Source organism: Pseudochelatococcus sp., assembly GCF_050946405.1.
Classification (GTDB): domain Bacteria; phylum Pseudomonadota; class Alphaproteobacteria; order Rhizobiales; family Beijerinckiaceae; genus Pseudochelatococcus.
The window spans coordinates 1-14,245 of record NZ_JBMNUS010000021.1 but is presented as its reverse complement, the minus strand read 5'-3'; the positions used below and the strand labels follow the sequence as shown (position 1 = coordinate 14,245).

Below are 14,245 nucleotides of genomic sequence, written 5' to 3'. Positions count from 1 at the left end.
TCAAGACGCGCGCCGGGCAGGCCGTCCATGCCAACTTCGCCACCGAATACGCGGTGACGGACAAGCTGCGCGTCGGGCTCAACGGCTACTGGCTCCAGCAGACCACCAACACCCGCGTGAACGGCTACGGCCAGCCGGGCAGCAAGGAGCGCGTCTGGGCGCTCGGCCCCGGCGCGCTCTACGCGGTCGACAAGAACAACTTCCTGTTCGTCAACGGCTACCACGAGTTCGCCGCCCGCAACCGGCCGGAGGGACTGCGCTACGTGCTGCGATACGTCCATCATTTCGAGTAGGCGCGCGGTTTCGCGCCGCGCGCCCCCGGCCGGCGGCGTCAGCGGTTTCTGAATACGGGCTTGCGCTTTTCGGCGAAGGCCGTCATGCCTTCGCGCCTGTCCTCCGTGGCGAAGGTGGCGTAGAGCAGCCGCCGCTCGACGTAGATGCCTTCCGCGAGATGGGTCTCGTAGGCGGCGTTCACCGCCTCCTTCGCCAGCATGAGGATGGGCCGCGAGAGGCCGGCCATCTTCGCGGCGAGCGCGGTGGCGTCCCCCAGATACGTCGCCTGCGGCGAGACGCGGGACACGAGGCCCATGGCGAGCGCCTCCTCGGCGGCCAGCGCGCGGCCGGTCAGGATCATGTCCATCGCCACCGCCTTGCCGACGATGCGCGTCAGGCGCTGCGTGCCGCCCGCGCCGGGGATGATGCCGATCTGCGTTTCCGGCAGGCTGAAACGGGCCGTCTCGGATGCGACGATGATGTCGCACATCAGCGCGAGTTCGCATCCGCCGCCGATGGCGTGCCCCGACACGGCCGCCACCGTGGGCTTGCGCACGCGCGAGATGCCTTCCCACGATGCGGTGACGAAGTTCTCGCGATACACATCCGAGAACGTCTTGTCCTTGATTTCCTTGATGTCGGCCCCGGCGGCGAAGGCGCGGTCCGAGCCGGCCACGACAACGGCGCCGATCGCGTCGTCGGCGTCGAAAGCCGCGGCCGCGGCCGAGATTTCGGCGGTGAGCTTGCCGTTGAGCGCGTTCAGGGCCGCGGGCCGGTTGAGGGTGATGATGCCCACCGGGCCGTCGGTCGTGGCGAGAATGGTTTCGTAGCTCATGCGGGTCTCGTGCTCTCAGGCGATGCGGATGACGATCTTGCCCATGCGGGCGGGGTGCTCCAGCCGCTCGAAGGCGGCCGGGACATCGGCGAGGGAAAAGACGCTGTCGATCAGCGGCGCGAAGCCGCCGGCCTCCCAGGCGCGGATCAGGCGGCGGAACTCCTCCATGCTGCCCATGGTTGACCCGTGCACCGACAATTGCCGCACGAACAGCCGCTGGATATCGGCCGATGGATGCGCGCCTGTCGTCGCCCCGCAGGTGACGAGATGCCCGCCCCTGGCGAGCGACCGCAGCGAGGCGCTCCATGTCCGCTCGCCCACGTTGTCGATGACCAGATCGGCGCCTTCGCCCTCCGTCAGCGACAGCACGGCTTTCGGGACATCGGTATTGCGGTAGTCGATCGTTTCGACGCCGAGCGCGCGAAAATGCGCGCGCTTCTCCTCGCCTGCGGTCGTCACGATCACGCGGGCGCCCGCCATGCGCGCGAGCTGCATCGCCGCATACGACACGCCGCCGCCCGCGCCCTGCACCAGCACCACGCTGCCGGGGCCGGCGGGCGCCTTGCCGAACACCATCCGCCATGCCGTGAGATAGGCCACGCCGAGCACGGCGGCCTGATCGACATTGCCGTCGGGGCGGATCTTCACCAGCGAGCGGGCGGGAAGCGAAACCTGTTCCGCGAACGTGCCGTCGCGATGCTCGCCCAGAATCCTGATGTTGCGGCAGAGCGGCTGATCACCGGCGAGACAGTGGCGGCAGGCGCCGCAGAAATCGCCCGGATAGAGCAGAACGCGCTCGCCCGCCGCCACGCCCGCGCCGGGATCGACTTCGAGGATCTCGCCGACGCCATCGACGCCCATCGTCATCGGCAGCGCATGGGTGATGCCGGCCCCGCTGTCGCGCATGTAGAGATCGACGCGGTTGACCGATGCGGCGAGCATCCGCACGCGCGCCCAGCCAAACGGCCGATCCGGCGTCGGCACCTCCTCATGCGAGACGCCGGCGGCGCCCCGCTCTTTCAGGACAACGGCTTTCATCATCGGCTCCCCCCTTTTTTCTTCAACGTAAATACATTTACATATATTGTCAAGGGCGGGGCGCGGAATGCGCTGAATTTTACGGAATTTTCCTCTTGTTGCGGGATGGGTCGGGATATTATAAAGAGAAAGATATTGTCATAAATCAGGGAGGATATCATGAGCCTCGATTCCGAGACGCTTGCCCGGTTCATTGTTGCGCTCCGTCGTTTCGTGGATGAGCGCCTGATCCCCGCCGAGGCCGAGGTGGCCGAAACCGACGAGATTCCGGCGTCCGTCGTCACCGGGATGCGGGATCTGGGCCTTTTCGGCCTGACCGCGCCGGAGGCGTTCGGCGGCCTCGGGCTGACCATGGAGGAGGAGGTTCTCGCGATCTTCGAGCTGGGCCGCGCCGCGCCGGCTTTCAGGTCGATGTTCGCCACCAACATCGGCATCGGCATGCAGGGCATCGCCATCGACGGCACGCCCGAGCAGAAAGAAAAGTATCTGCCGCGGCTCGCGTCCGGCGAACTCATCGGTTCCTTCGCCCTGACCGAGCCGGATGTGGGGTCGGATGCAGCGGCGGTGCGCACGACCGCGCGGCGCGAGGGCGATACCTATGTGATCAACGGCACCAAGCGCTTCATCACCAACGCGCCGCACGCCGGGCTGTTCACCGTCATGGCGCGCACCGATCCGGCGCAGAAGGGGGCGGCGGGCGTTTCGGCCTTCGCGGTGGAGCGCGGCACGCCCGGTCTTTCCACGGGCAAGCCGGAAAGGAAGATGGGCCAGCAGGGCGCCCATGTCTGCGACGTCATCTTCGAGGATTGCCGCGTGCCTGCGTCGGCGCTCATCGGCGGGGTCGAGGGGCAGGGGTTCAAGACGGCGATGAAGGTGCTGGACAAGGGGCGGCTCCACATCGCCGCCGCCTGCGTCGGCCTGTCCGAGCGCATCATCGACGACATGCTGGACTACGCCGTGGGGCGCAGGCAGTTCGGCAAGCCGCTGGCGGATTTCCAGTTGCTCCAGGCCATGTTCGCCGACTCGAAGGCGGATGCCTATGCCGCCCGCTGCATGGTGCTGGATGCGGCGCGCAAGCGCGACGCGGGGCAGGATGTCGGCCTGGAAGCCTCCTGCGCGAAGATGTTCGCTTCCGAGGCCGTCGGCCGCATCGCCGATCGCAACGTGCAGGTGCACGGCGGCAACGGCTATATTCGCGAATACAGGGCCGAGCAGTTGTTCCGCGACGCGCGCCTCTTCCGCATCTACGAGGGCACGACCCAGATCCAGCAGATCATCATCGCCAGGGCGCTCGCCGCCGAGGCGCGGTCGCGCGCCGGCCTGTGACGCGGCTGCGGTCGTGGCGGGTCATTCCGCCGCGGCCGCCTCCGGGGCGGGCTGCGCCTCGGGATCGATCGTCTTGAAATTATCCAGCATCTTGTTGAGATAATGGAGCATGTGGATCTTGTCGTCGGTGGAGAAGCCGGTCAGCGCCTCGTCATAATAATCCGCGATCACGGGGCGCATGTCCTCGTCCCAGAGGCTGCGGCCCTTGTTCGTGAGGCGAACGAGGCGCGAGCGGTTGTCCCTCGCGTCGATGGCCCGCTCGACGTAATCGAGCGCCTCCAGCCGCGACAGCACGCCCGCGAGGTTCTGCCGGCTGACCAGCAGGAACGCGGCAAGATCGCCCACCGACACGCCGCCGGCGAACGACGGCCGCGTCAACGCGCCGAGCACGGCCCATTGCTGGGTGGTGATGCCGTGGGTGTCCAGCGCCCGCGTGCCGGTTTTATGCATCATGTTGGCGCATTGATAGAGCCGGAAGAAGAGCCGGTTGCTCAGTCCCACGGACAATCCGCCAAATTTGTCAATATCTTTCGCCATGGCTGCAGTCTCGCCTGCCGCATGCAGGCAGTCAAGGGACCTGCCATATTAAAAATCAAGTAAACATATTGACGTAACGGACGGCCCGATATACCACTGATGGCAGGGAGGCTGATCCATATCCGAAAGCGCTGATCGCTTCAAAACCGCAGGATATGCGGGTTTGTCGGTGGGGATCTGTTGGCCGTCAATCAGCAATGGAGATGTCTGTGAAGGGCCTGAAAGGTAAAGTAGTTGTCGTAACTGGCGGTGCGGGAGGCATCGGGTCGGCGACCAGCCTTCGCTTTGCGGAGGAGGGCGCCCGCGTCGTCGTGGCGGATATCGGCGCGGACGCGGCGGCCCGTGTCGTCGCCGCCATCCGCGACGCCGGCGGCGAGGCGACGGCGCTCGTCGTCGATCTCACCGACTACGAAGCGACTGCCGCGGCGGTTGCCGGCGTCGAGGCCGATTTCGGCCCCGTCGACGTGCTGGTCAACAACGCCGGCTGGGATCTGTTCGTGCCCTTCCTGAAGTCGGAGCCGGACTTCTGGTCGAAGATCATCGACATCAACCTGCGCTCGGTCCTGAACATCACCAGGCCGGTCGTCGCCTCCATGGTCGCGCGCGGCACGGGTGGCCGGGTCGTCTCCATCGGTTCGGACGCCGGTCGCGTCGGTTCGTCGGGCGAGGCCGTCTACGCCGCGTGCAAGGCGGGCGTCGTCGCCTTCTCCAAGACGCTGGCGCGCGAGCACGCCCGCCACGGCATCACCTTCAACGTGGTGTGCCCCGGCGTGACCGAGACGGCGATGCTGGAGAACTTCATGGAAGCGGCCGGCGACAAGGAGAAGCTGCGCACCGCGTTCACGCGCGCCGTGCCGCTCGGCCGCCTCGGCAAGCCCGAGGACCTGCCCGGCGCGATCCTCTTCCTCGCCTCCGACGACGCCGCCTTCATCACCGGACAGGTGATCTCGGTGTCCGGCGGCCTGACGATGCACGGCTGAGGGGGAAGCCATGACCTATACCGATATTCTCTACGAGGTGAGGAACGGCGGCGCCTGGATCACCATCAACCGGGCCGACAAGTACAACGCCTTTCGCGGCCATACGGTCGACGAGCTGATCCACGCCTTCCAGAAGGCGGGCTGGGACCGTGACGTCGGCGTGATCGTGCTGACGGGCGCGGGCGACAAGGCCTTCTGCACCGGCGGCGACCAGTCGGCGCATGACGGCCAGTACGATGGCCGGGGCGTGATCGGCCTGCCCATCGACGAGTTGCAAAGCCTGATCCGCGACGTGCCCAAGCCCGTCATCGCCCGCGTCAACGGCTTCGCCATCGGCGGCGGCAACGTGCTCGCCACCATCTGCGACCTCACCATCGCGTCCGACAAGGCGCAGTTCGGCCAGGTCGGGCCGAAGGTCGGCTCGGTCGATCCCGGCTTCGGCACCGCCTATCTCGCCCGCATCGTCGGCGAGAAGCGCGCCCGCGAGATCTGGTATCTGAACAGGCGCTACACGGCCGCCGAGGCGCTGGCCATGGGCCTCGTCAACGCCGTCGTCCCGCACGCGGAACTCGACGCCGAAGTCGAGCGCTGGGTGGCGGAACTGATGGAGCGCTCGCCCACCGCGCTGGCGCTGGCCAAGGTGTCGTTCAACGCCGACAGCGAGAACATTCGCGGCATCTCGGCGCTCGGGATGCGGGCGCTGAGCCTCTACTACGACACCGACGAAAGCAAGGAAGGCGGCATCGCCTTCCGCGAGAAGAGAAAGCCGGACTTCCGCAGGTTCGGCAAGAAGTAAGATAAAAAATATAAATAAAATCAACATAATATAACAGGGATGGAAACATGAAGGGCTTGAGGAAAGGCCGCGTCGCGGCTTTGGGTATCGCGTTGCTCGCCGCATCGTCCGGGGGGCATGCGGCGGCGCAGCAGGCGCCGGTCAGGGTCGGTTTCGCCAGCGACCTGACCGGCGCCTGCGCGGCGCTCTCCGAGGACGGCCTCAACGGCGCGAAGCTCGCCGCCGAGGAGTTGAACGCCGCCGGCGGCATTCTGGGCCGCCCGGTGGAGCTCATCATCCGCGACACGCAGACCAGGCCCGACGAGGGCGCCAAGGTCGCGCGCGAGCTTATCGTCGACCAGAAGATCGACGTGCTGACCGGCGTCTGCTCGTCGGCGGTCATGCTGGCGGAATCGGCGGTTTCCGGCGAGCTGAAAGTGCCGTTCTACGCCGCCATCGGCTCCACGCAGCGGGCCAACATCGAGCTTTTCCAGCCCTATTTCTGGCAGACGCAGGCCAACGCCACCATGGAAGCCTTTGCTGCGGCCGAATATGTGGCCCGCAAACCCGAATGGAAGCGGATCGCCACGCTGGGTTCAGACTACGAATGGGGGCACACCTCCGTCGCCGCATTCGTCGAGCGGCTGAAGGCGTTGCGTCCCGATGTGGAATTCGCCGCCCCGATCTATGTCAAGGTCGGCGAGACCGCGATGGCGCCCTACATCAGCGCCACGCTGGCGGTGCGTCCCGACGCGGTGTTCGCGCCGCTCTTCGGCCCCAGCCTCGGGGCGCTGCTGAAGCAGGGGCCGGGTTTCGGCTTTTTCCAGCGCACGAACCTCGTCACGCTGATGACGGTGGACACGCTGCAATCGCAGGGCGCGTCGATGCCCGCGAGCAATGTCTACGGCATCGCCCGCGCCCCGTTCTTCGCGCTGGAGAAGACGCCGGAGGTGGAATCCTTCATCGAGAAGTACCGCGCCGCCCATGGGGAATATCCGACCGACTGGTCGATCAACGCCTATGACGGGCTGAAGTTCTACGCCGCCGCCGCCGAGCATGCGGGATCGGTCGCGCCGGCCGCGCTCGTCAAGGCCGTGGGCGAGATCACCGTCGACGGGCTGCGCGAGAAGGGGCTCAAGGTCCGCGCCTTCGACGGGCAGATGAACGCGCCGGTCTACGTGGGCAAGGCGACGAAGGTCGACGGCTACGATTTCCCGATCCTGACGGAAGTCGAGAAGTTCGCCGGCGAGCCGTTGATGCCGACCGTCGAGTTCATCACCCGCGCCCGGGCAGCCGCCAAGTGAAACCGGCCAAGTGAAACCGGCCAAGTGAAGCCGGCCAAGTGAAACCGGCGGCGGGTTCCGGCCGGTTCGCCGCGCCGGAGCCCGGTCGGGGAGTATCCTCATGGTTCTCATCCAGCTCGTCAACGGACTCATGGAGGGCATGACGCTCTTCCTGATCGCCTCGGGCCTGACGCTGATCTTCGGCGTGACCCGCATCATCAACTTCGCGCACGGCTCGCTCTACATGCTGGGCGCGTTCCTCACCCACGATCTCGTGCCGCTGATCGCGCCCGGCACCGTCCAGGGCTTCTTCGCGGCCGTCGTCGTCTCGGCCGCGATCGTGGCGGCGCTCGGCGTCGTGTTCGAGATGCTCGTGCTGCGCCGCATCTACGGGGCCGACAGCCTGATGCAGCTCATCGTCACGGTGGCGCTGGTGCTGATCGTGCGCGATCTCGTGCGCATGATCTGGGGGCCGAACAGCGTCACGGTGCCGATGCCGGACGCGCTGTCCGGAGCCATCGTCCTGGGCGACGACTTCTTCCCGATGTTTCCCGTCGTCGTCTTCGCCGCCGGCCTCGCGGTGGTGCTGGCGATGGTGTGGGTGATCTACTTCACGCGCGCCGGCATCGTCCTGCGCGCCGGCACCGACGATCGCGGCATGGTGGCGCTGCTCGGCGTCAACGAGAAGCTCATCTTCACGGGCGTCTTCGCGGCGGGCGCCTTCCTCGCCGGCCTCGCCGGCGGTCTCGCCGCTCCCTACGGCGAGGTGAATCACCTGCTCGACACCACGATCATCGTCTCGGCCTTCATCGTCTGCGTGATCGGCGGGCTCGGCAATCTCTACGGCGCGATCGCGGGGGCGCTCGTCGTCGGGATCACCAAGGCGCTCGGCGTGATGTATTTCCCGCGCCTGTCGATGGTCCTGATCTTCCTCATCATGGCCGTGGTGCTGACGATCCGCTCGCTCGGCCGGCAGGGAGGGCCTGCGCGATGAACCGGGAATTCGCAAGGCGCTGGGCCGCCGTCAACGGCGCGGCCGTCAACTGGAAGATCGTCGTGCCGGCGTTGGCGCTGGTCGAGATCGTCAACCGCACCGCGGCCACCTCGACCTCGACGATGCTGGCCGAAATCCTCATTCTCGCGCTCTTCGCCTCGTCCCTCAACCTGCTGGTGAGCGTCGGCCATCTGGTGAGCTTCGGCCACGCCGCCTATTTCGGGCTCGGGGCTTACGGCTTCACGCTGGCGATCACCCGTCTCGGCATGGCGCCGGAGGCGGCGCTCGCCGCCGGGCCGCTCGCCGCCGCGCTGGGGGGCCTCGTGTTCGGCGCGCTGTGCGTGCGGCTGACGGCGATCTATTTCGCCATGCTGACGCTCGCCTGCGCCCAGATCACCCATACCATCCTCTTCCAGTGGTATGACGTCACGGGCGGCGACACCGGCATCACGGGCTTCATGACGCCGCGCTTCGGCCTGTCGGAGCGGGCTTTCGCCAGCACGGTGCTCGCCGTCGTCGCCGTGTCGGTGCTGGCGTTGTGGTTCATCGTCAAGTCGCCGCTCGGCCTGTCCATCCGCGCCGTGGGGCAGGACCGCTGGCGGGCGGAGGCGCTCGGGCTTGCGGCGCGGCGCGTGCAGCTTTGCGCCTTCGTCATCGCGGCCTTCTTCGCCGGCATCGCCGGCACGCTTTACGCGGTGCTGCACGGAGCGGTGTTTCCCGATTACGCGGGGCTCGGCCTCACGCTCGACGGGCTGATCATGGTCGTGCTCGGCGGGCTCAACAGCTTCACCGGCGGCCTGTGGGGCGCGGCGATCTACAAGCTGCTGGCGGCCTATGTGCCCAGGGTCATCCATGAATGGGAGCTGGTGCTGGGCATCCTGCTGCTTTGCATCTGCCTCGCCATGCCGCACGGTTTCGCCGGTCTGCTCCGGCGCCTGCGCGGCGGTATGGCGGGAGGCGCGTGATGGAACCGATCCTTTCCGCGCGCCACATCCGCAAGACCTACGGCGCCTTCATCGCGCTGAAAGACATCACCTTCGACATTCCCAAGGGAGAACGGCACGCGCTGATCGGCCCCAACGGCGCGGGGAAGTCGACCTTCATCGCCTGCGTCGCCGGGCAGTTGCCCGATGTCGAGGGAGAACTGCTGTTCAAGGGCGAGAACATCACGTCGCTGCCGCCGGCCCGGCTGGCGCGCAAGGGCATCGGGCGCACCTTCCAGATCAGCCGCGCCTTCCTCCGGATGAGCGTGCTGGAGAACATGATGGCGGCCTGCGTCATCGCCGCCGGCCAATGGGCGGCGCTGTCGCGCGGCGTCTTCGCCGGGCGGCTCGATAGCGCCTTCGCCATGCTCGAGACGGTCGGCCTCGCCGACCGGGCGGGCGAGCGGGTGGCCGACCTCAGCCTCGGCGATCGCAAGCGGCTGGAGTTCGGCATGGCGCTCGCCGGCGATCCCGACCTGCTGCTGCTCGACGAGCCCACGGCGGGCATGAGCATCAAGGAACGCCACTATCTGATGGAGATGGTGGCCGAGCGGGTCGACGCCGCCGGCAAGACGCTCCTCTTCGTGGAGCACGACATCGACGTGGTGATGAAGATCGCCCAGCGGGTGACGGTGATGGTGCGCGGCGCCATCCTCACCATCGGAACCCCGGCCGAGATCGCCGCCAACGACGAGGTGCAGGCCGTCTATCTGGGAGGGGGGCACTGATGCTGCGGATCGCCAGCCTTCACGCATCCTACGGCAAGGCCGAAGTGCTGCACGGCGTCGACCTGACCGTCGGCGAGGGCGAGGTCGCCTGCCTGATCGGCCGCAACGGCGCGGGCAAATCCTCCACCATGAAGGCCATCGTGCGCGACCGGATCGCGGTGACGGGGGGCGAGGTCGTCTTCGACGGCCAGCCGCTCGCCGGCCTGCGGCCGCACGAGGTCATCCGGCGCGGGGTGGGTTACGTGCCCGAAGACAGGCGCGTCTTTCCATCGCTCACGGTGCTGGAAAACCTGCGCGTGCCGCGTCCCGTGAACGCCGCCGACCGCCGCCGCTGGGACGTCGACGAGGTTTTCCGCCTGTTCCCGCAACTCCACGCCTATCGCCACCGCAAGGCCGGGGTGATGAGCGGCGGCGAACAGCAGATGCTCTCCATCGCCCGTTCCCTGCTCACCAGCCCGAAGCTCCTGCTGCTCGACGAGCCGCATGAGGGGCTGGCGCCCAAGGTGGCGGAGGAAGTCGTCACCGCCATCGTCGCCCTCAAGCGCGAGGGCGTGTCGATGATCGTCTCGGAGCAGGCGCTCAACACGATCCGTCGCTGCGCCGACAGCGTGCATGTCGTGGACCGCGGGCGGACCGTGTGGTCCGGCACTGTCGACGGTTTCTACGAAGACCCTGAAATCAAACGAAAATATCTGATGGTTCAGTAACCGGGAAAGAAGCATGTATCCCACGATCTTCGACAATGCGGAGCTGAATGCGCTCCGGGATCTCGCCCGCAAGTTCGCTGCGGAAAGGCTCGCTCCGGGCTATCAGGCGCGCGAGAAGACGGGCGCGTTCGGCGCGGAGCTGCTGCGCGAGATGGGCGGTCTCGGGCTGATCGCGCCCGAGCTGCCGGAGGAATTCGGGGGCCTGGGCGCGGGTTCGATCTACTCCGGCGTCATCATCGAGGAAATCGGCAAGGCGGATTTCAACTTCGGCTACGTCAACATCCTCGCCTCGCTGAACGGCCAGATCCTCGCCAATTTCGCCAATCCCGACATCAGGCGGGCGTGGCTGCCGAGGCTGATCGCCGGCGAGATCATGATCGCCATCGCGCTGACCGAGCCGCGCGGCGGGTCGGACGCGGCCAATCTCGGCCTGCGCATGGAGCGCGCCGGCGACCACTACGTCATCAACGGCGAGAAGACCTCGATCTCGGCGGCCGACCAGGCGGCGGGCGCGGTGGTCTTCGCCCGCACCGGCCGGCCGGAGGACAAGGCGCGCGGCATCTCGGCGATCTTCGTGCCGATGGATACGCCCGGCATCAGCACCACGCGCTTCACCGATGTCGGCCAGCACGCGATCGGGCGCGGCTCCATCTTCTTCGACAACGTGCGGGTGCCGGCCGAAAACCTGCTGGGCGAGGAAGGAAAAGGCTTCGTGCAGGTGATGCAGGGCTTCGACTTCTCGCGCTCGCTGATCGGGCTGCAATGCCTCGGCACGGCGCGCCGGAGCCTTGACGAAACCTGGGCCTATATCGGCGAGAGGCGCGCCTTCGGCAAGCCGCTCGGGGCGTTTCAGGGCATCACGCACCAGCTCGCGGATTTCGACACCCGCGTCGAGGGCGCGCGGCTGCTGAGCTACAACGCGCTGTGGCTCAAGGACAACGGCCTGCCCCACGTCGCGGAAGCGGCGATGGCGAAATGGTGGCCGCCGCTGCTCGCCTATGAGGCGATCCACGCCTGCCTGCTGATCCACGGCCATGCCGCCTATTCGAACGAGCTGCCCTTCGAGCAGCGGCTGCGCGACGTGCTCGGCCTCCAGATCGGCGACGGCACGGCGCACATCATGAAGAACATCATCGCCCGCGAGCGCGCGGGCCGGGCGGCCGTGGCGGGCTGACACACGCAAAGGGAGGAGGAAACCATGAAATTCGACGCCGTTCTGATCGAGCCTCGTCGCGCGGCCATGGAGGCCAAGGGCTTCTGGCGCGGCAAAACCCTGCTCGACTACTTCGATGCCTGCCTCGCCGAGAAGCCCCACGCCGTGGGGCTGACCGCCGTCATCGTCTCCACCGGCGAGCGGCGCGACCTGAGTTACGCGGAAATCGACCGGCTCTCCCGGCGCGCGGCGGCGGGGCTTTCCAGGCTCGGTCTCGGCAAGGACGACGTGCTGTCATGCCAGCTTCCGAATTCGTGGGAATTCGTCGTTCTCTACATTGCCTGCCGCCGGCTGGGCGTCGTCTTCAACCCGGTGATGCCCATCTTCCGCGAGCATGAACTGCTGTTCATGCTCCGCCACGGCGAGAGCAAGGCTTTCGTGGTGCCGAAGCTTTTCCGGGGCTTCGACCATGAGGCCATGGCAGGGCGGATGCAGCCTGAGCTGCCGGACCTGCGGCACGTCATCGTCGCCGGGGGCGAGGGACCGAACGGCTTCGACGCCCTGCTGCTCGATCCCGCGCTCGACGACGCGGCGGAAATCGCCGGGACCGCGGCGGGGGCGCGCGATGACGCCAACGCGGTCTGCCAGCTCATTTACACCTCCGGCACCACGGGCGAGCCGAAGGGCGTGATGCACACCGCCAACACGATGTACGCCAACCTCGTGCCCTATGCCGAACGGCTGGGGCTCGGCGCGTCCGACAGCGTGCTGATGGCCTCGCCGATGGCTCACCAGACGGGCTTCATGTACGGCTTCCTGATGCCGGTGATGCTGCGCGCGCGCATGGTGCTCATGGACGTCTGGGACAAGACGCTGGCGGCGAAGCTGATCGAGGCGGAGAAGGTGACGTTCACCATGGCCTCCACGCCGTTCCTGATGGACCTGTCGAACGCCGTGGAGGAGACGGGCGCGGATTCGGCGTCGCTGCGCATTTTCCTCTGCGCCGGCACGGCCATTCCCGGCCCGCTCGTGGAGCGGGCGCGCGAGGTGCTCGGCGCGAAGGTGATTTCCGCCTGGGGCATGACCGAGAATGGCGCCGTGACCGTCGTCTCGCCCGACGATCCCGACGAACGCTCCATCAACACGGACGGCTTCGTCCTGCCCGGCATGGAGTTGCAGGTGCGCGGCGTCGACGGGCTTCTCGCGCCCGCCGGCCACGAGGGCGAGCTTTATGTGCGCGGCTGCTCCAATTTCGGCGGCTATCTGAAGCGCCCGCAATGGAACAACACCGATCCCGAAGGGTGGTTCGACACGGGCGACATCGCGCGCATCGACGAGCGCGGCTACATCCGCATCTGCGGCCGGTCCAAGGACATCATCATCCGGGGCGCGGAAAACATCCCGGTGGTCGAGGTCGAGGCCCTGCTCTACAAGCATCCGGCGGTTCATCAGGTGGCGGTGGTCGGCTATCCCGACGCGCGGCTGGGCGAGCGCGCCTGCGCCTTCGTGGTGCTGAAGGCGGGGCATGAGTTCGATTTCGCGGAGATGGCCCGCTTCCTCGAATCGCAGCGGCTGGCGAAGCAGTATTTCCCGGAACGGCTGGAAATCCGCGACAGGCTGCCCGCGACCGCATCGGGCAAGATCCAGAAATTCGCCCTGCGCAACGTCCTGAAGGCCGAAGCCGAAGGAGGGGAGGCGTGAGTGGCGCCCGCCGCCTCGCGGGCCCTGCCGCCGCGATCACCGGGGCAGGGGGGCCGATGGGCCGCGCCGTCGCCGGGCGGCTGCTCGCGGACGGGGCGACGCATCTCGTCCTGACGGACATTTCCGGCGCGCGGCTGGCGGAGACGGTCGAAAGCCTCACCGCCTCCTTCCCGCAGGCGCGGATCGACTCCCTGCGCGGCGACGTCACCGTCGCGGCGGAGGCGCGGGCCTTCGCCGGGCTTGCGCTTGGCCGGGGCGGCGTCGACATTCTGGTCAACATGGTGGGCGGCATTCGCTCAAGCCGCCTCTACACGCCGTTCCTCGACATGAGCGAGGAACAATGGCGCGCCACGTTCGACCTCAATCTGACGGGCAATTTCCATCTGATCCGCGCCCTGGCGCCGGGCATGCTGGAGCGGGGCCGGGGCCGGATCGTCAATATCGCCACCGTCGTCTTCGGCGGCGAGGCGGGGCAGGCGGATTACGCCGCCGCCAAGGCCGCCACCGCCTCGCTGACGCGCAGCCTCGCCGCCGAGTTCGCTCCGCACGTCACCGTGAACGCGGTCGCGCCGGGGCTGACGCGCACCTCCGTCACCCGCAACATGCGCGAGGAGGAGGCGGCGCGGCTGCTGGCGCTCGCCTTCAACCGCCGCATGGCGGAGCCGGAGGAAATCGCCGAGGCGGTCGCTTTCTTCGCCTCCGAGCCGGCGCGTTTCATCACCGGCGAAATCCTGGCCGTCTCGGGCGGCATCCACCCCCATCTGTGAGCATGGCATGACAGACCCATCTCCCGTTCTGCTGGTCGTCGAAGATCGCATCGCGGTGGTTACGATCGACCACCCTCCTGTCAACGTGACTTCGCAGGCTGTCCGCGCGGGCCTTGCCGCTGCGCTTGACGCCGCGGAAGCCGCGGGCGTCGGGCGCGTCATCCT

The 14,245-nt window shown here is 67.5% G+C and carries 15 protein-coding genes; 12 read left to right on the top strand and 3 right to left on the bottom strand.

The genetic code is table 11. The features are described 5' to 3' along the window. Positions 1-293: transporter (locus tag ACOYJQ_RS18720; protein ID WP_433460593.1), on the top strand; the 293-nt coding region annotated here is incomplete at its 5' end. Positions 294-331: 38 nt separating this feature from the next. Here ACOYJQ_RS18720 and ACOYJQ_RS18715 read toward each other — a convergent pair. Together ACOYJQ_RS18715 and ACOYJQ_RS18710 are read right to left on the bottom strand one after the other, a co-directional pair. After that, positions 332-1,108 carry an enoyl-CoA hydratase-related protein gene (locus tag ACOYJQ_RS18715; protein WP_433460592.1) on the bottom strand — a complete coding sequence of 259 codons (777 nt, stop codon included), beginning with the start codon at positions 1,106-1,108 and terminating at the stop codon, positions 332-334. 15 nt (positions 1,109-1,123) lie between these two features. Further along, positions 1,124-2,149, bottom strand: coding sequence for a zinc-binding dehydrogenase (locus tag ACOYJQ_RS18710; RefSeq protein WP_433460591.1), 1,026 nt, complete (start codon positions 2,147-2,149; stop codon positions 1,124-1,126). A 156-nt stretch (positions 2,150-2,305) separates the two neighbouring features. On the opposite strand from ACOYJQ_RS18710, the gene ACOYJQ_RS18705 reads away from it, so the two are divergent. Further along, positions 2,306-3,472 carry an acyl-CoA dehydrogenase family protein gene (locus ACOYJQ_RS18705; RefSeq protein ID WP_433460590.1) on the top strand — a complete coding sequence of 389 codons (1,167 nt, stop codon included), beginning with the start codon at positions 2,306-2,308 and terminating at the stop codon, positions 3,470-3,472. A 21-nt stretch (positions 3,473-3,493) separates the two neighbouring features. Here ACOYJQ_RS18705 and ACOYJQ_RS18700 read toward each other — a convergent pair whose 3' ends face one another. Beyond that, positions 3,494-4,009: a MarR family winged helix-turn-helix transcriptional regulator gene (locus ACOYJQ_RS18700; RefSeq protein ID WP_433460589.1), complete on the bottom strand. Its 516-nt coding sequence runs from the start codon at positions 4,007-4,009 to the stop codon at positions 3,494-3,496. A gap of 209 nt (positions 4,010-4,218) precedes the next feature. Between ACOYJQ_RS18700 and ACOYJQ_RS18695 the strand changes: the two genes are divergently transcribed. From ACOYJQ_RS18695 to ACOYJQ_RS18650, 10 genes are all read left to right on the top strand, one after another. Then, positions 4,219-4,989, top strand: a complete 771-nt coding sequence (locus ACOYJQ_RS18695; RefSeq protein ID WP_433460588.1) for an SDR family NAD(P)-dependent oxidoreductase — start codon at positions 4,219-4,221, stop codon at positions 4,987-4,989. A gap of 10 nt (positions 4,990-4,999) precedes the next feature. After that, on the top strand, positions 5,000-5,785 hold the full coding sequence (gene badI, locus ACOYJQ_RS18690; protein WP_433460587.1) for a 2-ketocyclohexanecarboxyl-CoA hydrolase: 786 nt from the start codon (positions 5,000-5,002) through the stop codon (positions 5,783-5,785). Positions 5,786-5,832: 47 nt separating this feature from the next. Next, positions 5,833-7,068: an ABC transporter substrate-binding protein gene (locus tag ACOYJQ_RS18685; protein ID WP_433460585.1), complete on the top strand. Its 1,236-nt coding sequence runs from the start codon at positions 5,833-5,835 to the stop codon at positions 7,066-7,068. A 100-nt stretch (positions 7,069-7,168) separates the two neighbouring features. Beyond that, positions 7,169-8,041, top strand: coding sequence for a branched-chain amino acid ABC transporter permease (locus ACOYJQ_RS18680; protein ID WP_433460584.1), 873 nt, complete (start codon positions 7,169-7,171; stop codon positions 8,039-8,041). Continuing rightward, on the top strand, positions 8,038-9,006 hold the full coding sequence (locus tag ACOYJQ_RS18675) for a branched-chain amino acid ABC transporter permease (protein ID WP_433460583.1): 969 nt from the start codon (positions 8,038-8,040) through the stop codon (positions 9,004-9,006). The genes ACOYJQ_RS18680 and ACOYJQ_RS18675 overlap by 4 nt, the downstream gene beginning before the upstream one ends. After that, entirely contained in the window at positions 9,006-9,752 is a 747-nt protein-coding gene (locus ACOYJQ_RS18670; protein WP_433460582.1) for an ABC transporter ATP-binding protein, read from the top strand. The genes ACOYJQ_RS18675 and ACOYJQ_RS18670 overlap by 1 nt, the downstream gene beginning before the upstream one ends. Then, entirely contained in the window at positions 9,752-10,459 is a 708-nt protein-coding gene (locus ACOYJQ_RS18665; RefSeq protein WP_433460581.1) for an ABC transporter ATP-binding protein, read from the top strand. The genes ACOYJQ_RS18670 and ACOYJQ_RS18665 overlap by 1 nt, the downstream gene beginning before the upstream one ends. A gap of 13 nt (positions 10,460-10,472) precedes the next feature. Then, positions 10,473-11,633: a cyclohexanecarboxyl-CoA dehydrogenase gene (gene aliB / locus ACOYJQ_RS18660; RefSeq protein ID WP_433460580.1), complete on the top strand. Its 1,161-nt coding sequence runs from the start codon at positions 10,473-10,475 to the stop codon at positions 11,631-11,633. Between the two features lie 24 nt (positions 11,634-11,657). Continuing rightward, complete coding sequence (gene aliA, locus ACOYJQ_RS18655; protein ID WP_433460579.1) at positions 11,658-13,313, top strand: cyclohexanecarboxylate-CoA ligase; 1,656 nt, start codon at positions 11,658-11,660, stop codon at positions 13,311-13,313. After that, complete coding sequence (locus ACOYJQ_RS18650) at positions 13,310-14,080, top strand: SDR family NAD(P)-dependent oxidoreductase (RefSeq protein ID WP_433460578.1); 771 nt, start codon at positions 13,310-13,312, stop codon at positions 14,078-14,080. Before aliA ends, ACOYJQ_RS18650 begins: the two co-directional genes overlap by 4 nt. The last annotated feature ends 165 nt before the right edge of the window (positions 14,081-14,245 follow it).

Coding starts and splice junctions, on each gene's coding strand:
- ACOYJQ_RS18700 (WP_433460589.1), bottom strand. CDS start 4,009: ATGGCGAAAGATATTGACAAATTTGGCGGATTGTCCGTGGGACTGAGC.
- aliB (WP_433460580.1), top strand. CDS start 10,473: ATGTATCCCACGATCTTCGACAATGCGGAGCTGAATGCGCTCCGGGAT.
- ACOYJQ_RS18680 (WP_433460584.1), top strand. CDS start 7,169: ATGGTTCTCATCCAGCTCGTCAACGGACTCATGGAGGGCATGACGCTC.
- ACOYJQ_RS18675 (WP_433460583.1), top strand. CDS start 8,038: ATGAACCGGGAATTCGCAAGGCGCTGGGCCGCCGTCAACGGCGCGGCC.
- ACOYJQ_RS18710 (WP_433460591.1), bottom strand. CDS start 2,149: ATGATGAAAGCCGTTGTCCTGAAAGAGCGGGGCGCCGCCGGCGTCTCG.
- ACOYJQ_RS18715 (WP_433460592.1), bottom strand. CDS start 1,108: ATGAGCTACGAAACCATTCTCGCCACGACCGACGGCCCGGTGGGCATC.
- ACOYJQ_RS18665 (WP_433460581.1), top strand. CDS start 9,752: ATGCTGCGGATCGCCAGCCTTCACGCATCCTACGGCAAGGCCGAAGTG.
- ACOYJQ_RS18685 (WP_433460585.1), top strand. CDS start 5,833: ATGAAGGGCTTGAGGAAAGGCCGCGTCGCGGCTTTGGGTATCGCGTTG.
- ACOYJQ_RS18705 (WP_433460590.1), top strand. CDS start 2,306: ATGAGCCTCGATTCCGAGACGCTTGCCCGGTTCATTGTTGCGCTCCGT.
- ACOYJQ_RS18670 (WP_433460582.1), top strand. CDS start 9,006: ATGGAACCGATCCTTTCCGCGCGCCACATCCGCAAGACCTACGGCGCC.
- aliA (WP_433460579.1), top strand. CDS start 11,658: ATGAAATTCGACGCCGTTCTGATCGAGCCTCGTCGCGCGGCCATGGAG.
- badI (WP_433460587.1), top strand. CDS start 5,000: ATGACCTATACCGATATTCTCTACGAGGTGAGGAACGGCGGCGCCTGG.